Raw genomic sequence first — 16,428 nt, forward strand, 5'->3', positions numbered from 1 at the left:
CCGCTTCCATCCCGACCTTGGCCTTGAATTCTGCGCTGTGAACCTTGCGTTTCCTGACTTCGACCACCTTGTAATCCTCCTCGGACTACAGCTTAAAGCGCTGTCTCGATTCCAGGGTCCACTTTAATGGTCTTCAATGGCCAGGGGGCCATTCGGCCAAAAACACAAGTCTTTCACGTTAAATATTAATCCTTCCGACACATAACGGGGACATAGCCTTTTAATTCACTGGGCTGTGTGCCCTAATTGCACTTTTTGAACGAGCGCGGTGGCCGGCGCCAGAGCATACTTGCTAAAAGCTTCAGTCGTAATAGGGAGTTCGTCGTGCAGCAGTTTGCATTCCGCATCTGAACTGGCGCGGTCACTATTAGACAGCATTTCGGTCGCCGCGTGCGCAGCCAACGGGCGCCGGAGCAGCAAAAGGTCATTGATTTCGTCCAACCCGTCTTCAGTGACCTGCATTAGACTGATTTCACCGTTGATGCCGCTGCCTACCGTACTGTGTGCGCGCAGGTTGGGCGTCATACGGTTAGCGACCACCGCTCCCGCCGAAACACTAGCCGCAAAGTCAACACGCTGGCCTGACGATAAGCGCTCAACAGTATTAGGCCATGCTTTCTTGCGCACTTTGAAGCTTAATCAGTAACCGCATTGCCGGTACATTTCTGTTGGTCGAAAACATATTGGAGATCATACAATCTTAACTTCGGGAGTACAGAACTCGCCCTCATGATCCCAGGCCGCCTAAAGCAGGGCTTGAAATTCGATATCGCCTGGCGCCTGTTGCCAATCATCTTGCGCCAGCGCAACCCGAATACGAGCCACAGCCTGCGAGCGTAGTTGCGATACCCTTCCCTCGGTAATGCCCATGACAGCGCCAATTTCCTTTTGATTCAGGTCTTGCTCGAATTGCAGAGACAGCAGCAATTGCTCTCGCTCGGGCAGGTTTGCAATGGCATCTGTCAGTGCGCGACGCAGACCTTGCGACACCAACTGATTCAACGGGTTGGTCCACGCGGCTTGTTCGCTACCGGCGCCCTGAGTATGCGCGCGATCCAACGGATGGGAGAGGTCGTCCCCATTGCGCGACAAGTCTTCGTAATGAATGACTTGCACGCCATGCGCCTCTTCAAGGAGCCCCTGATAATTAGCCAGAGGCATGTCAAGCTCCGCGGCAATCTCGGATTCGGTGGCGGGACGCAACAAACGGTGATTAAGCTGGCGGATGGCCTGCTCTATACTCTTTGCCTTGCTGCGTACGCTACGCGGTAGCCAGTCCTGGCTACGCAATTCATCAAGCATGGCGCCGCGTATCCGCATGACTGCATACGTCTCAAACTGCGCCTCCACCGTTTGTTGGTATCGCCGTATCGCGTCCAGTAGCCCCATCATGCCAGCCTGGATCAAGTCATCAAGCTCTACGCTGGCTGGCAGTTTTGCCACAAGCTGCAGCGCCAGGCGGCGAACGAGTGGAGCGTACTGGCCGACAAGAAGGTCTTCGGAGCTAGGCATGCGGACACAATAGGTATACAGATCAGCCATTGTGACGCATTTTTGGATATACCGATGAATGGAGAAGCTCTATATTCTGCTGTCTGTTTTCCATATTGCCGTCTTTGTTGCCCGAACTCTCACCCCGCCAGCTAAACGGAACTAAAGATTTAGCCGTATCAGCCGTTATATGCACTAATAATGCGCTTGACGTGTAGATCCTGCGGTCGCGGCGCTATAGCTCACTTAATATCAATAATTTTCAGGAGCCGGGAACATGTTTAACCCTGTTGGATCCAATGCTATACCGCTTATTTTCGGTAGCCCGCTGACCGATCTGGACCGTCCTCCTGTCCCGCCCGAACCCGCTGTGACCGTTACCGCGTCCCGCACTGCCTCGGGCAGCGGTAGCGCCACGACAGCACCTGACGATGGGATGACCGCGCCGGGCAACCCGAATTCGATGGAAAAGGCCTTGGAAGATGTGAATAACAACATGAAGGCGTGGGCGACCAGCATGCGATTCAATGTGGATCCGGATGCCGGTCGCGTCGTGGTATCGATTATCGACAGCGCAACAGGGGAAGTATTGCGCACCGTGCCTAGCGATGCCGTCGTACGCATCGCAAAAATGATTGTCCAAATGCAGGGTAACGTCGTCAATACGAAGGCATGACAGTAAACGCTTAAGCGACGGTTAGGGGTAATCGCTTAAAGAGCCCACCCATCTACCCGCTGACAATCGCATTGAATCTTTTTGAATTGCTGCACACTATCTGGACTCGGAGTTAATTATGGCTATTTCATCTATCGGCATTGGTTCTGGTCTTCCGTTGGAAGAACTGCTCGAAAACCTGCGCACCAGCGAAAACCAGAGCCTGGCGCTTATTCAGTCCAGGGCAGATACCGTCGAAAGCCGCTTGTCGGCCTACGGTACTATTAAAAGCTCGGTAGAAGTGCTGAAAAACGCGTCAGATGCCATGGCGAAGGCCGACACTTTCGGCGCATTAAAAACCAGTGCAACAGGTGACGCCTATACCGGGACAGCCACGAACAAGGCGGTTGCCGGAATATACAACATTGCCGTGAAGCAGCTTGCCACTTCGCAATCGCTACGAACATCAGCCCTTACACCCACAACGCAGTTGGCCGAAGGCAAGGTCAATATTGAGATTAAGCTTAACGGCTCCGCCACCAAAACCATTACCCTGGATAAGGCTGACACAACGTTGGAAGGAATAGTGAAAGCTGTTAATGGCGATTCCAGCCTGGGGATCAGTGCTACGCTGATCAATATCGGTGGCGAACCGCCACAGTCCCATCTTATGTTCACCGCCAAGAGAACCGGGATGGACGCGGCTGTACAGACCATCAAGGTGACCAAATCCGACGATGGGACCCCATCCTACCTGGACGCGATCATTGGCTTCGAAAGCACGAACGCGACCAACCCCCTTACCGAGTCAGCTGCGAAGAACGCCACCATTGAGATAAATGGCATACCTATCACCAGTCAGACGAACACGGTGAAAGATGCCATTGAGGGTGTAACGCTCACGCTAACCAAAACGCACGCCGACCTAGGCAACGGCGTCTACGCCACCGACGCCCTTACTGTCTCTCGGGATGACTCGGTGACCAGCAAAGCGGTCAATGCGTTTGTTTCAGCCTATAACACGCTTCAAGGCATTATCAAGACCTTAAGCTCATACAATGTGGACGCGCAGAAAGGCAGCGCTCTCACAGGCGACAGCCTGACCCGCAATATTCAGAACCAGATCCGCGAAGCGCTTAACGTAGCTGGCTCGTCGGGCGCGGTGCGTTCCCTGTCGCAAATGGGCATCACGACCGACGTGAAGGATGGCACCCTTAAAGTTGACAGCACCAAGCTTTCTGCTGCACTGAAAGACAACATGGTCGACGTGCAGAATCTATTTGCCGGAGAAAATGGCATCAGCAAAAAGCTGGGCGCAACAGCCGATGTTTTCATAAAAAGCGGTGGACTTATCAGCTCGGCCTCCGACAGCATGACGAGCAGCCTTAAAGATCTGAATAAGCAATACGCAGCAACCTTTGATCGAATCGATGCCAAAATGGAAGTCTACCGCAAGCAGTTCAGCGCAATGGACTCCATGGTCGCGCAAATGAACTCTGTCAGTTCTTACCTGACCCAGCAACTATCGATGCTCGGCAATCTGAACGAAAAATAATGACTTATTCTTTAGCGCGCGGCACGCAACGACAGCATTCTGCCCAGGCCTATGCCAATATAGGCTTGGAAACCGAGGTATTCAGCGCCAGCCCTCAACACTTAATCACCCTGCTGTTCAACGGTGCGCACGCGGCTATCTTGAAAGCCAAACTCCATATGGAAAGCAACAATATCGAAGGACGCGGCATGGCAATATCCAAAGCCATCGATATTGTCGATTCTGGCCTGAAAGCCAGTATCGACCTGAAATCGGGCGGGGAATTGGCCACGAACCTGGTTGCTACCTATGAATTGATCATCCGCAACCTGCTGCTGGCTAATTTGAATGCTGATATCGATAAACTCGCCCTCGCCGAGCGCTTGCTGGTCGACATAAGCAGCGCGTGGCGAATCGCGGTAGACCCAAGAATAGATGCACCTTCCGGGCAAACGGCCTAAGCTGTTTTCTGGTCCTGAACCCATAGCATTCAACATTTAATCATCATATGCTTGCTTCATGTTTTGAAGCTGATCAGCCTCCTCATCGTCCCCACCTTCTTTCCGCCCAATGACTTTACCTACGAGCTCTACCTCATCCATCTTGCGCCAATACGAAATCATAGCTGGCATTTCCAACCGTATGTTGGCGGAGGCGCGCGCCGATAACTGGGATGCTGTGGTTGCGCTAGGTGAGCAATACCAGGACGCGGTTGAATCCTTGCGGGCCATCGCCGCGCTTAGTGATGAAGATAGAGAAGCTCGTAGAGATCTCCTGACAAAAATTCTTGATGACGATGCCAAGATTCGGATGCTGGCAACACCAGAACTCGGCCGGCTTAGTATGTTGCTGGGCAATATGAAGCGTCAGCAGTCCGTGTTGCACGCCTACTCCAGCAACGCTGTATAAGCCATGAGCATAGGCGGCCCATCGGCGCTGGGCACCTTGCTGGTGCATCGGCTGGATTCAGTACTAGGCACCACGCTGTCGCAGCAGGCGAACCTGGTTACTGGCGCGCGACCCGATGCCGTAACGCAGCCCGGCAGCGCAGAACGGCCTGATCCCGCCCAGAATGAGGTACACCGGCAAACCCGCGATGGCGTAGACCGCGCTACTGCCCAGACCGAACAGCAAACCAGGCAGGCAATTAATCGCGCCAAGCTGGACACCCTTGCCGCCGAAATACTGGCCGCGCGCAGCGCCCCGAATACCGCCACCACGAAATCGGCGCCTACGAGCCTGGGCCATGCAGCTCGTACTATCCTCGCCTTGCTCGCAAACCATCCCGACCAGCCGGCCGCAGTACAAGGCAAGGCCCCACTGCTGATCGCGAACCCGCGCTCTGCCCTGCTCACAACCGCAGGTGGCTTGAACACGGCAGCGGGTAATGCAGCACGTACGGATAGCGCAGCAACTTCCGTTCGTGGTCAGAATATAAATGCGTCAACTGCAGCCAGCGTTCGAACGGGTACCGCTACTATCACAGCTGCATCAGCCTCGGCAGCTACTGCCGCAAGCCCGTCCGTTGCGTCGGTCCCGACCCAACTGGCCCAAGCCTTGGCGCAAGCGCTTCAAGGCAGCGGCATCTTCTACGAATCGCATTTGAACAACCTGGCCTACGGCAAGCATAGCCTTACCCAACTGCGGCAAGAACCGCAGGCCCAGGTCGCACGCGGCCCAGAAGGCGCAGCACCAGGCAATAGTCCGACCACCGCAGCACCAACGAGCAATGCCAATGCTCCGGCGCACCTTCCGGCGGCGGCCGAAACATTAGCTGCCCCACAAAGCCAGCGCGGCGAAGCACCCGCAAGCCATACAACCACGAACACTGGTTCAACTATTGGATCGTCCAATACCGGCACTCCCCTACCCGTACCTGGCCTTGATCCCCAGACCCATCAAATCGTCCGCCAGCAACTGGAAGTGTTGGCCAACCAGACCTTCGCCTGGCGCGGCGAGGCATGGCCCGACGCGCCCATGGAATGGGAAATTAACCGCCGCGAACCCTCCCGCGATGACACCCTTCTATCGCCCGAAGCCGAACACTGGGCCACGCGCATCAACATCCAGTTGCCCGTGCTGGGCAACGTCCAGGCCAGGCTGACCCTGGCCGGACAACAAGTCGTCATGCAGCTTATCGCGCCGGAGTCTTCCACACTATTGAAAGAGCACGCCGAAGCCCTGCGCGAGCGTTACTCGGCCATAGGCATGCAGCTTAGCCAGATCGCCGTCGCGGACAACGCCTGGGATGCCGCCGCAAGCATCGTCCACGGAAGCACCCAACCATGAGCACGGGTGTACGCCCTCAAGACGATGTCCGCCCAGTCGCCGTCGCCATCACCTACGACAAACAAGACGCCGCTCCCCGCGTCGTCGCCAAAGGCTACGGCACACTCGCCGAAACCATTATCCGCACAGCCAAGGAAAACGACCTCTACGTCCACCAATCGCCCGAGCTCGTCGGCCTGCTCATGCAAATAGACCTGGACGCCCACATCCCTCCCCAGCTCTATGTCGCCATCGCTGAACTTCTTGCTTGGCTGTATGCCCTGGAAGGCGGCAAAGGGCAGGAACTGCTGGCCCATCAAGGTCCTGAAGCCGCTCAGTAAGCCTTAACACCAGGCGCTGCCGGTCGGTATGGGCACAGCGAAATTTGAGCGCGCCTTGCGGCCGGCCTGGATCGGGGAAAAAAGGGCGCGCATGTTTGAACAAATAAAGGCAGCCGAAGCTGCCTTTATTTGTGAGTTCGCGCCCGCCCCGATCCAGGCCGGCTGCAAGGTCTGCCCCGGCGTAGCGCGGGGCCGCAGCGATATTGAGCAGTGCCCATACCAACCGGCAGCACCGGCATAAGATACCAACGGCGCTCCGCAGAGATCAACGACGCAACACACAAGCGCCGCTCCCCTTTGGCCAAAGCGCCGCCTTTAAGACACTAAACAGCCATGTTGGCAATTTCCTTATAAGCCTCCACCAGCTTATTCCGAACTTGCAATGTCGCCTGGAATGCAATTCCCGCCTTCTGGCTATCAATCATCACATTATTCAGCGAAATACCCGGATCTCCCATCTGGAAGGCCCGCGTCTGCGCCGCCGAACTATTCTGCATTTCTGCCACGCGGCCCAGCGAACGCGCCAGCTCCGCGGCAAAGCCACCGGAGTCCGCCACCGTATTCGGCGTACGCACCGAACCGGCCGATGCCGCCTGCGCGACCGCCCGCATCTGCGACAGCATATTCTCGATTGCCGATAGATTTTGTATAGCCATATTTATATTGAGTCCAAAAACGCGGAACTTTCACGCCTGCACAATGTACTCAATTACCCGCTGCGGCAACCCCTGCATCTATGGGCAAATCACCCTGCTTTTCCAGCATTACCGACCACGTCTTCAACAGCTATAGTCTCGTCACCGCAATTCTCGACTTGCGTCAAACCGTAGAGGACCGGGAACCGATCATTCACTGGATTCATAAGAGCTAAATAACACCCAAAAGCGGCGTTCTTCGACGCTTGCCCCTGCGTTGAACCGCGCAATAATTCACACTCCTTATATTTGTCTTGCCGCATGTCCACCTTGCCAACTACCAGCTCGACGTTCTCGCTTGACCTTAACCGTTACAGCGCAAGAGGTCATCAATGAGCCAAACTGCTGATTTGTTGGCCCGCTTCCCGACTCTGTCAAAGATAGGCACACTGTCCAAGCCCATACAACTGGGCCTTGCCGCCGCTGTGGTCGCCGTCATTGCCGTCCTGCTGCTGTGGAGCCGCGAGCCCGACTACAAGGTCTTGTTCTCGAATCTGGCCGACCGCGACGGCGGAGCCATTGTTGCCGCGCTCACGCAATTGAATGTGCCCTACCAGCTTGGATCCACCGGCAATGCCATACTGGTGCCCGCCGACAAGGTGCACGAGGCGCGCCTGCAGCTTGCCCAGCAGGGACTGCCACGCAGCGGCGAGACGGGTTTCGAGCTGATGGATCAAACCCGCTTCGGCGCGAGCCAGTTCACCGAACAGATAAATTACCAGCGTGCGCTGGAAGGCGAAATCGTCAGTTCCATCCAGGCCTTGCACGCGGTGCAGGAAGCACGTCTGCACCTGGCCATACCTCGTGAGTCCCTGTTCGTACGCGATCGCCAGGCGCCAACGGCGTCTGTGTTGTTGACGCTGTACCCGGGCCGCAGCTTGAGCGATGCGCAAGTCGCCGCTATAACCTGGCTGGTGTCGTCCAGCGTTCCCAACCTGACCGCCGACAAGGTATCGGTCGTGGACCAGAATGGCCGTTTGCTGACATTGCCTACCGGTGAAGCCGGTGTCGACAGCAGCCGCCGCAACCTGGTCAACGATATCGAATCGCGTACGGTCCAGCGCATTCTGACCCTGCTCAATCCTTTGGTGGGACCGGGCAACGTTCGTGCGCAGGTCACGGCCGATATGGATTTCGCACAGCGCGAGAAAACCTCGGAAGTCTATCGGCCCAATCAAAAGCCGGGTGAAGGTGCGGTTCGCAGCGAACAGACCAGTTCGTCGGTGCAAAACAATGCGCTGCCGGCGGAAGGCGTGCCAGGCGCCTTGACCAACCAGCCGCCCGCGAATGCCACGGCCCCTATTATTACTCCCCAACCGAACGCCGCTCAACCGAACCCCGCCAATCCCAACGCGCCCAACGCTGCGGCAGGTGGCGACACGGTTACCAACCTGACGCCCAACAGCACGCTATTGAACGGTACGGGCAACGCCCGCAACGATGCGACGATCAACTACGAAGTCGATCGCACCATCAGCCACGTCAAAGATCCCATGGGCAAGCTGCAACGCCTGTCGGTGGCTGTCGTGGTCAACTACCGCAATATCGATGGCAAGCCGGAAGCCTTGCCCGAGGCGGAACTGGAAAAGCTCAACGACCTGGTCAAGCAGGCCATGGGTTACTCGGTAGAACGCGGCGATACTTTAAGCGTCGTAAACACCGCGTTCAGCGACGAAACACCACCCGCTCAGCCAATCTGGGAAAACCCGATCTATCTGGACTTCGCGCTGCAACTTGCCAAGTACTTGCTGATCGCGCTGTTGGTGTTTTTCGTGTGGCGCAAGTTCGTCAAGCCGATGATGGAAGCGTCGGCGGCCGAAAAGGTGGTAAGCGACGCGGAGAAAGCGGAGAACGCAAGCAATCTCGAGCAAATGGCCGCGGCCGAACGCCGCGCCAACGAGATCAGCCGTTACGAAGACAATATGAATACGGCCCGTACCATGGCCGAAAAGGATCCGCGCGCCGTCGCTATGGTGCTGCGTTCATGGATGGAAAAAAATGGCAACCGTTGATCCCAACCTGGACCGCTGCGCGATCCTGATGATGTCGCTGGGCGAGGACGCCGCGGCGGAGGTTTTCAAGTACCTGACCGCGCGTGAAGTACAAATGGTCGGATCGGCCATGGCGAACTTGAAGCAAGTGACGCGCGCCGATGTGGACGGCGTGCTGGAAGAGTTTCGCCAGGAGGCCGATCAATTCATGGCGGTTACCCTGGGCTCTGACGACTACATACGTTCGGTGCTTAACAAGGCCCTGGGCAATGACCGCGCAGCCGGCCTGATCGAAGACATCCTGGAAGCCGGTGACAACTCCAACGGCATCGATGCCTTGAACTGGCTGGACGCCGCCGCGGTGGCCGAACTCATCGCCGACGAACATCCGCAGATTATTGCGACGATACTGGTCCACCTGGAACGTGACCGCGCGTCGGGTGTACTGGCCTTGCTGACCGAACGCCTGCGCAACGACGTCATGCTGCGTATCGCCACCTTCGGCGGTGTACAACCATCAGCCTTGCATGAATTGACCGACGTCCTGAACAACATGCTGTCCGGGCAAGGGGCCAAGCGCAGCAAGATGGGCGGTGTACGCACCGCGGCCGAGATACTGAACTTCATGAATTCGACGGAAGAAGATGCCGTCGTGGCCAGCCTGCGCGAACTGGACGCCGATCTGGCGCAACGCATCGTCGAGGAGATGTTCGTCTTCGAGAACCTGGCCGATATCGAGGATACGGCCATCCAGTTGATCATGAAGGAAATCGACACGACGTCGCTCACGATTGCCCTGAAAGGTGCGCCGGAAGAACTGCGTGAGAAGTTCTTCAAGAACATGTCCAACCGGGCGGCCGAAATGCTGCGCGACGACCTGGATGCACAAGGTCCGGTGCGCATGTCCAAGGTGGAAGAAGAGCAGAAGAATATTGTGCAGGTAGCCCGCAAGCTTGCCGAAGCGGGCCAGTTCACGCTGGGCAGCCTCGGAAACGACGAATATGTCTGACAAACGCATTGGCCGCTATCAAGAAGCCGATACGTGGAAGCGGTGGGAGATGTCGTCGTTCGATGCACCGGCGGCGCCCGCCAAACCGGTCGTAGCGCAGAAACCCGTGCCGAAGATCGCCGACATCCATGCCGAAGTGCAGCGCCTGCGCGATGCGGCCCAGCTTAGCGGCCACGCTGAAGGCTATGCCACCGGCCATGCGCAAGGCCTGGCCATTGGTCACGAAGAAGGCCACAAAACCGGGCATGAGGACGGCTACGCCGCCGGCTTTGAAGCGGGTCTTGCGTCCGGGCGGGAGCGCGCGCAACACGAGATCACCCAACTGCACGAGTTGGCCAACGCCTCTGCCGCCGCGCTTGCTGCCGTGGACGAGGAAATGGGCCAGGCCCTGATTTCGCTATCCATACGCATCGCCGAACAGGTGTTGCGCAGCACCCTGGATGCCCATCCCGAGAAGATACTGGATCTGGTGCGCGATATCACGCATCTGGATACCAGCAAGGAGGCCATACTGAAGCTCCGTGTCCATCCCGATGACCTGGACCTGGTGGACCAGTACTTGCAGCACGATATTGGCGTCAGCCACTGGCGCCTGTTGGCCGATGCGTCCATCGAACGCGGCGGCTGTCTTGCGGAAACCGTACTGGGCAATATCGATGCGACGCTGCAAACCCGCTGGGAACGCGTCACCTCGGCGCTGGGCCAGTCTTCCACCGCGGTAACGAAACCCTGATGCCCCGAAGCACCGATCTGCTTCCCACTGCAACCGCTCGCTGGCTGGCCCAGTTGGAGACCGGTGCTCGGCGAGTCGCGGCGACCGAGTCCTGGCACGTCAGCGGGCGCATCACACGCGCAACCGGCCTGGTGCTGGAAGCAACAGGCCTGCGCTTGGCCGTGGGCGCCGCGTGCAAGATAGAAATTTCTCCCGGACAGGATTACTGGGCGGACGCCGAAGTTGTCGGGTTCCATGGCGATACGCTGTACCTGATGCCGCAAAGCGATACCTCGGGGCTGCCGCCCGGCGCGCGCGTGGTGCCCATCGAGCCCGGCATCCAAAGCCGCATCCCCCTGCCCTTGACGGCAGTCGGTGGGTTCAGCGCCCCGGCCATCCTGTCTCGCCACCTACCGGTCGGCGAGGGTTTGTTGGGCCGCGTGCTGGACGGCGCCGGCCGACCGCTGGACGACCTGGGAGCGCTGACCAATGTCAGTTCGGCCCCATTGAACGCCCAGATCATCAACCCGCTTACGCGTGCGCCTGTAGACACCGTGCTGGATGTCGGCGTACGGGCCATCAATGGATTGCTGACCGTGGGTCGTGGCCAGCGCATGGGCCTGTTTGCCGGCTCGGGCGTGGGCAAAAGCGTGCTGCTGGGCATGATGGCCCGCTATACCAAGGCCGACGTCATTGTCGTGGGCCTGATCGGTGAACGCGGCCGCGAAGTCAAGGAATTCATCGAACACAATCTAGGCGCACAAGGACTTAAGCGCTCGGTGGTCGTCGCTGCGCCGGCCGATGTCTCGCCGCTATTGCGCCTACAAGGCGCGGTCTACGCGACCAAGCTGGCCGAGTATTTCCGCGATCAGGGACAGCATGTGCTGCTGATCATGGATTCCCTGACCCGCTATGCCATGGCGCAACGCGAGATTGCGCTGGCCATTGGCGAGCCCCCTGCAACCAAGGGCTATCCTCCTTCGGTGTTTGCCAAGCTCCCGGCACTGGTCGAGCGCGCGGGCAATGGCGCGCCGCTGGGCGATCGGCCCGCCGGGTCGATTACCGCGTTCTATACGGTGTTGACCGAGGGCGATGATCAGCAAGACCCGATTGCCGATTCGGCGCGGGCCATCCTGGACGGCCACGTGGTGCTGTCGCGCAGCCTGGCTGAATCCGGCCATTATCCAGCCATTGATATCGAAGCCTCGATTTCACGGGTGATGTCGGCCATTGTTCCCAAGGAACAGTTCACGCTGGTGCATAAGTTCAAGAAAATGCTTTCGCGCTACCAGCGTAACCACGACCTGGTCGCCGTAGGCGCCTATACGCCCGGCAACGATCCGCAGATCGACGAAGCAATCGAAAAGTACCCCTGGCTGGAGGCCTATCTTCAGCAAGGCATCGAGATGCGGGTCGACTACGACGCCGCAACCATTGAACTGGAAACATTGCTCGGGCATGGCGTCCAGCAACGAGGAGTAAACCATGGCTAGCACCTCATCATTGAACGTGTTGATAGACCTTGCCAAAGACGGCGCGAACGAGGCCGGCAAACAGCTGCAGCTTCTGACGACTGAACGCGGCAAGGCCCAATCGCAGCTCGCAATGCTGCATGACTATCGCCTGGATTATGCCCAGCGGCTGCAAAAGGCCACGGAAACCGGCTTGTCAGCCTCGAACTACCATAACTTTAGGCAGTTCATCGCCACTTTGGACGACGCCATTTCACAGCAAAATAGCATTGTCGGGCAAATGGACGTTCGGATAGAGCAAGGTCGCCAGCAATGGTATGCGCAGAAGCGCCGGCTAAGCTCATTTGAAGCGTTGCAGTCTCGCCAGTCACGCCAGCAAGTTGCACGCGCCAACCGCAGCGAACAGCTTGCCAGCGATGAAATCTCGGCCAATCTGTACCGCCGGGCACACCACTCTTATTAAGCAGGCAAGCCATGAATACACCGACGATTACTACTGCCCTGCCGAGTGCTTCCACTAATTCGGGTGGTACTAGAGCCGGCGACAGCCGCGAGCCGGATGCGGCCACGCCAAGCTTCTCGTCGGTGCTGACCGGGCAGCAAACCAACGAGCCCGCTCCTGCAAAAGCCATACCGGTCAATACCGACGCCGCGCCGAAGAAAGGCGACGCGCAAGACATTGCAGTGGATGTCGCAGAACCCACGGATGAAGCGCTGGCGGAAGACGTCGCCGAGCAAGGCCTTGGCCTGCCCCAAATTGCTTTAAACATCGCAGCGGAAGCAGCGCTGGCCATGGCAGCCCGCCAAACGGGCGCCTTACACGCCACACAGGGCGGTGCCGCTGCGATCACCACGACGCTTCCCGCCGGTGTGCAGCCAAATGGTATACCTGCCGACGCTGATGCCTTGGCGGCCGAACTGGCCCGTGGCAATCCGCTGGCCATATCCATCGCCGCCACGCAAGCGGGTGCAAACTCCGCAGCCGCCTTGGCGGGCACCGCAAAACACGACGCGACGGCCAAGGCGCCGCTATCCGCGCTCAAGCCGGACGCTCAAGCCGCTACAATCGCCAAAGCCATCGAGCTACCCGCCGGATTCGTTCCGGCACAAGCCACGGCGCAGCCTTTACACGCCGCGCCTGATACACGCAAGGCGCTGCCTCATCAAACCGAGCTCAACTTGCGCAAGGCACCGACTGTCGCCGGCGACACTCGAAAAGGCTTGCTGCCCGCGCAGACCTTGGCGGCTGATATCACCATCGCCAAGACCGCCACGCTGGATGCCGCCGCCCTTGCCGCCGATATCGCCTCGGTAAGCGCCCGGGCCAGCTTTGCCGGAGCGTCCGCGCAGACTGACTTGAACGCCTCGCAGGCAGGCTCCATTACCGCCGCGAGCGGCAACACTGGATTTCCAGGCACCCTGGGTTCGATGCCAACGACCGGCGCGTCAGCTACCCCGCCCGGTATTGCAACGCCCTTGCAGAGTCCCCAATGGGGCGCCGAGTTTGGGCGACAGTTCGTTTCGCTGACACAAGGCGGCCATAATATGCCGCACACGGCAGAGCTGCGGCTGGACCCGCCAGAACTGGGACCGCTGCGTATTTCCATCAATATCAGCGATAACGTGGCCCACGCCGTTTTTACCTCGCCACACGCAGCTGTGCGGCAAACGGTGGAAAACTCGCTGCCCCAGTTGCAGCAGTTGCTGGCGCAGGCCGGTATATCGCTGGGGCAAACCAGCGTCAATGACCAGGGCCAGACCGACCAGTCCTTTAACGATTCGTTCGGCGCCAGCCGAAAAGCCACAACCACAGTCTCGGACGACGCAATCGGTGACGTCGCCGGCATGGACGCGCGTTCGCCCGCACGCAGCCGCGCCCCTGACGCGCTGGTCGATACCTTTGCCTGATGCGCGATTGCAGTTGTCCAAACCCCGGAGCAACCGAGTATTCCTTCCCTTATTCAACAGGATTGCATTTGGCGCGCCGGGGCACAATGGATTACCTTGAACGATAGTGCGTTCGCACACCCGCGCAGCTTACGATGGCAACTACCTCCAACCGATCTTCCACCCGACCGGCCATGGCAAAATCAAAACCCGGCAGAACTTCCAGAATGCTCAAACTCCTGATCGCGATCGTAGTCATTGCCGCCGCCAGCATTGGCGCGACCATGTTTTACTACGAGAAAACCGGGTTTGGCCTGGCCAATGCCGAGGGCCCCGTGCCTGTATCCGCCACCAAGGCGCTGCCGCTGCCCTCGCCCATCTTCACGCCGCTGGAACCGTTTACCGTCACCTTGCGCAGCGAACATTCGAACCGCATCCTGTATGTTGCAATAACCTTGCGCTTGACCGACGAAACATCACGTCGCCTTGTCAACGAATTCATGCCCGAGGTACGTGACCGCGTCTTGCGCAAACTCTCTGAACAGCAACCCGACATTGTGCAAACTCCCGAAGGTCGCCAGGCGCTGGTACAAAGCCTGAGCGCTGCGCTGCAAGAGCCTTATCTGCCGCACGATAAGGGCCCCGACATCACCAGCGTGCTGTTTACTGCCTTCGTGGTGCAATAAATGTCATACCAAAGCGTACTTTCGCAAGACGAAGTCGATGCACTGCTGGCCGGTGTAACCGGTGAAAGCGATGTCAAGGACACCAAGGTCGAAGACACGCATGGCGTACGGCCCTACGACTTGAGTTCGCCGGATCGCGTCGTGCGCCACCGGATGCAGACGCTGGAGCTCATCAACGAGCGTTTCGCCCGCCGCCTGCGATCCGTGCTGTTGAGCTTCATGCGCCGCAATGCGGACATCACGGTCGGATCGATACGCATACAGAAATATTCCGAATTCGAACGCAACCTGCCGGTGCCCAGCAACCTGAACATGGTCACCATGAAGCCCTTGCGCGGCACGGCGTTGTTCACCTTCGATCCCAACCTGGTATTCCTGATTATCGACAGCCTGTTCGGCGGCCACGGCCGCTATAACACACGGGTTGAAGGCCGCGATTTCACCACGACCGAGCAGCGTATCATTCAGCGCCTGCTGAACCTTACGCTGGAAAGCTACGGTAGCGGCTGGGAACAAGTCTACCCGATTGAATTCGAATACGTACGTTCGGAAATGCATACCAAGTTTGCCAGCATCAGCAGCGGCAATGAAATCGTGGTGGTTTCATCATTCAATATCGAGCTCGGATCATCGGGTGGAAACCTGAACATCTGCCTGCCCTACTCGATGATCGAACCGGTGCGCGATCTGCTGACCCGGCCCTTGCAGGAAGCCAATGCCGGCGCCATTGATCAGCGCTGGATGCAACAGCTATCGCGCCAGGTGCGTAGCGCCGACGTCGAGCTTGCGGTTGATTTTGCCAAGATAGACACCAATATCGCGGCGCTGATGAAGCTGCAGGTCAACGATATCCTGCCGGTGGATATTTCGCCAACCGTCGTGGCCCATGTAGGCGGCGTGCCCGTCATGGAATGCGGCTACGGCACTTTCAATGGCCGCTACGCCATGCGCGTGAACAAGATACTGGCGAACTCCGAAACTGAACTCACACAAGCAAGAAAACATGACCGATCCAACTAAAGATATCGCTAACGACAATGGCGCATCCGATAACCCGGAAATCGACTGGGCGGCGGCGCTGTCCGAACAGGCGGCGCACACCAGCAGCCAGTCCACGCAGGCTGACGGCCTTGCTCAGGATGTCGACGACTGGGCGAGCGCGCTGGCCGAACAAACCGCGTCGCAGGCCAGTGCGCCGGCAAGCCCTGTTGCCGCGCCCGCGCCGGCAAGCGCCACCCCGCACGTATTCCAGCCGCTCATGAACAGCGTTGTCGACGCCAACAGCGACATCGACATGATCATGGATATTCCCGTGCAGCTGACGGTGGAACTGGGCCGCACGCGACTGACCATCAAGAACATTCTTCAACTGGGCCAAGGCTCGGTGGTCGAGCTCGACGGCCTGGCCGGCGAACCCATGGATATTTTCGTCAATGGCTATCTGATCGCCCAGGGCGAGGTAGTGGTTGTCGAAGAAAAATACGGCATCCGGATCACCGATATCGTGACGCCGTCCGATCGCATCAGCCGGCTTAACAGCCGCCGTTGAACCGCCATGAACCCCCCGTGTCAGACTAGTTGTCGCCTCTAATTTTCAAAGAGAGCAGCAATGAAATCCACCTATTCCGAGGCCTTTATCGAACAGGCAGTCAGTAAAGCATTGGCGCGCGGCTCGCGCCCCATCACC

At 58.3% G+C, this 16,428-nt stretch carries 18 protein-coding genes; 15 read left to right on the forward strand and 3 right to left on the reverse strand.

All coding sequences use genetic code 11. The features are described from left to right. Positions 1-225 precede the first annotated feature (225 nt). Together CR159_RS20525 and CR159_RS20530 are read right to left on the reverse strand one after the other, a co-directional pair. Positions 226-627: a flagellin N-terminal helical domain-containing protein gene (locus CR159_RS20525; RefSeq protein WP_102075809.1), complete on the reverse strand. Its 402-nt coding sequence runs from the start codon at positions 625-627 to the stop codon at positions 226-228. 117 nt (positions 628-744) lie between these two features. Continuing rightward, on the reverse strand, positions 745-1,512 hold the full coding sequence (locus CR159_RS20530) for an RNA polymerase sigma factor FliA (RefSeq protein ID WP_102075827.1): 768 nt from the start codon (positions 1,510-1,512) through the stop codon (positions 745-747). A 256-nt stretch (positions 1,513-1,768) separates the two neighbouring features. Here CR159_RS20530 and CR159_RS20535 point away from each other — a divergent pair, with 256 nt between their 5' ends. From CR159_RS20535 to CR159_RS20560, 6 genes are all read left to right on the forward strand, one after another. Further along, a complete protein-coding gene (locus tag CR159_RS20535) occupies positions 1,769-2,167 on the forward strand; it encodes a flagellar protein FlaG (protein ID WP_102075810.1) in 399 nt (132 codons plus the stop codon). A 118-nt stretch (positions 2,168-2,285) separates the two neighbouring features. Further along, positions 2,286-3,701: a flagellar filament capping protein FliD gene (gene fliD / locus CR159_RS20540; protein ID WP_102075811.1), complete on the forward strand. Its 1,416-nt coding sequence runs from the start codon at positions 2,286-2,288 to the stop codon at positions 3,699-3,701. Beyond that, positions 3,701-4,141: a flagellar export chaperone FliS gene (gene fliS / locus CR159_RS20545; RefSeq protein WP_102075812.1), complete on the forward strand. Its 441-nt coding sequence runs from the start codon at positions 3,701-3,703 to the stop codon at positions 4,139-4,141. Before fliD ends, fliS begins: the two co-directional genes overlap by 1 nt. A gap of 142 nt (positions 4,142-4,283) precedes the next feature. Beyond that, positions 4,284-4,589: a flagellar protein FliT gene (locus tag CR159_RS20550; RefSeq protein ID WP_233208436.1), complete on the forward strand. Its 306-nt coding sequence runs from the start codon at positions 4,284-4,286 to the stop codon at positions 4,587-4,589. A 3-nt stretch (positions 4,590-4,592) separates the two neighbouring features. Continuing rightward, positions 4,593-5,969 (forward strand): flagellar hook-length control protein FliK, encoded by a 1,377-nt coding sequence (gene fliK / locus CR159_RS20555; RefSeq protein WP_102075814.1) that lies wholly within the window; start codon positions 4,593-4,595, stop codon positions 5,967-5,969. Then, on the forward strand, positions 5,966-6,289 hold the full coding sequence (locus tag CR159_RS20560) for an EscU/YscU/HrcU family type III secretion system export apparatus switch protein (RefSeq protein WP_102075815.1): 324 nt from the start codon (positions 5,966-5,968) through the stop codon (positions 6,287-6,289). Before fliK ends, CR159_RS20560 begins: the two co-directional genes overlap by 4 nt. 323 nt (positions 6,290-6,612) lie before the next feature. On the opposite strand, the gene fliE is transcribed toward CR159_RS20560, so the two are convergent. Continuing rightward, the gene (gene fliE, locus CR159_RS20570; protein ID WP_102075817.1) at positions 6,613-6,945 is read right to left on the reverse strand and encodes a flagellar hook-basal body complex protein FliE; all 333 of its coding nucleotides are present in this window, start codon (positions 6,943-6,945) and stop codon (positions 6,613-6,615) included. 371 nt (positions 6,946-7,316) lie between these two features. On the opposite strand from fliE, the gene fliF reads away from it, so the two are divergent. The 9 genes from fliF (at position 7,317) to fliN (ending at position 16,290) form a co-directional block, all read left to right on the forward strand. After that, positions 7,317-8,996 (forward strand): flagellar basal-body MS-ring/collar protein FliF, encoded by a 1,680-nt coding sequence (gene fliF / locus CR159_RS20580; protein ID WP_102075819.1) that lies wholly within the window; start codon positions 7,317-7,319, stop codon positions 8,994-8,996. Further along, a complete protein-coding gene (fliG, locus tag CR159_RS20585; RefSeq protein ID WP_102075820.1) occupies positions 8,983-9,984 on the forward strand; it encodes a flagellar motor switch protein FliG in 1,002 nt (333 codons plus the stop codon). Before fliF ends, fliG begins: the two co-directional genes overlap by 14 nt. Further along, complete coding sequence (gene fliH, locus CR159_RS20590) at positions 9,977-10,717, forward strand: flagellar assembly protein FliH (protein ID WP_102075821.1); 741 nt, start codon at positions 9,977-9,979, stop codon at positions 10,715-10,717. The genes fliG and fliH overlap by 8 nt, the downstream gene beginning before the upstream one ends. Further along, positions 10,717-12,189: a flagellar protein export ATPase FliI gene (gene fliI, locus CR159_RS20595; protein WP_102075822.1), complete on the forward strand. Its 1,473-nt coding sequence runs from the start codon at positions 10,717-10,719 to the stop codon at positions 12,187-12,189. Before fliH ends, fliI begins: the two co-directional genes overlap by 1 nt. Next, the gene (gene fliJ / locus CR159_RS20600) at positions 12,182-12,631 is read left to right on the forward strand and encodes a flagellar export protein FliJ (RefSeq protein ID WP_199173381.1); all 450 of its coding nucleotides are present in this window, start codon (positions 12,182-12,184) and stop codon (positions 12,629-12,631) included. The genes fliI and fliJ overlap by 8 nt, the downstream gene beginning before the upstream one ends. A gap of 11 nt (positions 12,632-12,642) precedes the next feature. Then, entirely contained in the window at positions 12,643-14,076 is a 1,434-nt protein-coding gene (locus CR159_RS20605; RefSeq protein ID WP_102075823.1) for a flagellar hook-length control protein FliK, read from the forward strand. 206 nt (positions 14,077-14,282) lie between these two features. Further along, complete coding sequence (locus CR159_RS20610) at positions 14,283-14,741, forward strand: flagellar basal body-associated FliL family protein (protein ID WP_233208437.1); 459 nt, start codon at positions 14,283-14,285, stop codon at positions 14,739-14,741. Next, positions 14,742-15,761: a flagellar motor switch protein FliM gene (gene fliM, locus CR159_RS20615; protein WP_102075825.1), complete on the forward strand. Its 1,020-nt coding sequence runs from the start codon at positions 14,742-14,744 to the stop codon at positions 15,759-15,761. Then, a complete protein-coding gene (gene fliN, locus CR159_RS20620; RefSeq protein ID WP_102075826.1) occupies positions 15,745-16,290 on the forward strand; it encodes a flagellar motor switch protein FliN in 546 nt (181 codons plus the stop codon). Before fliM ends, fliN begins: the two co-directional genes overlap by 17 nt. Positions 16,291-16,428: the final 138 nt, after the last annotated feature.

It is taken from the genome of Pollutimonas subterranea, from assembly GCF_002849655.1.
Taxonomy (GTDB): domain Bacteria; phylum Pseudomonadota; class Gammaproteobacteria; order Burkholderiales; family Burkholderiaceae_B; genus Pollutimonas; species Pollutimonas subterranea.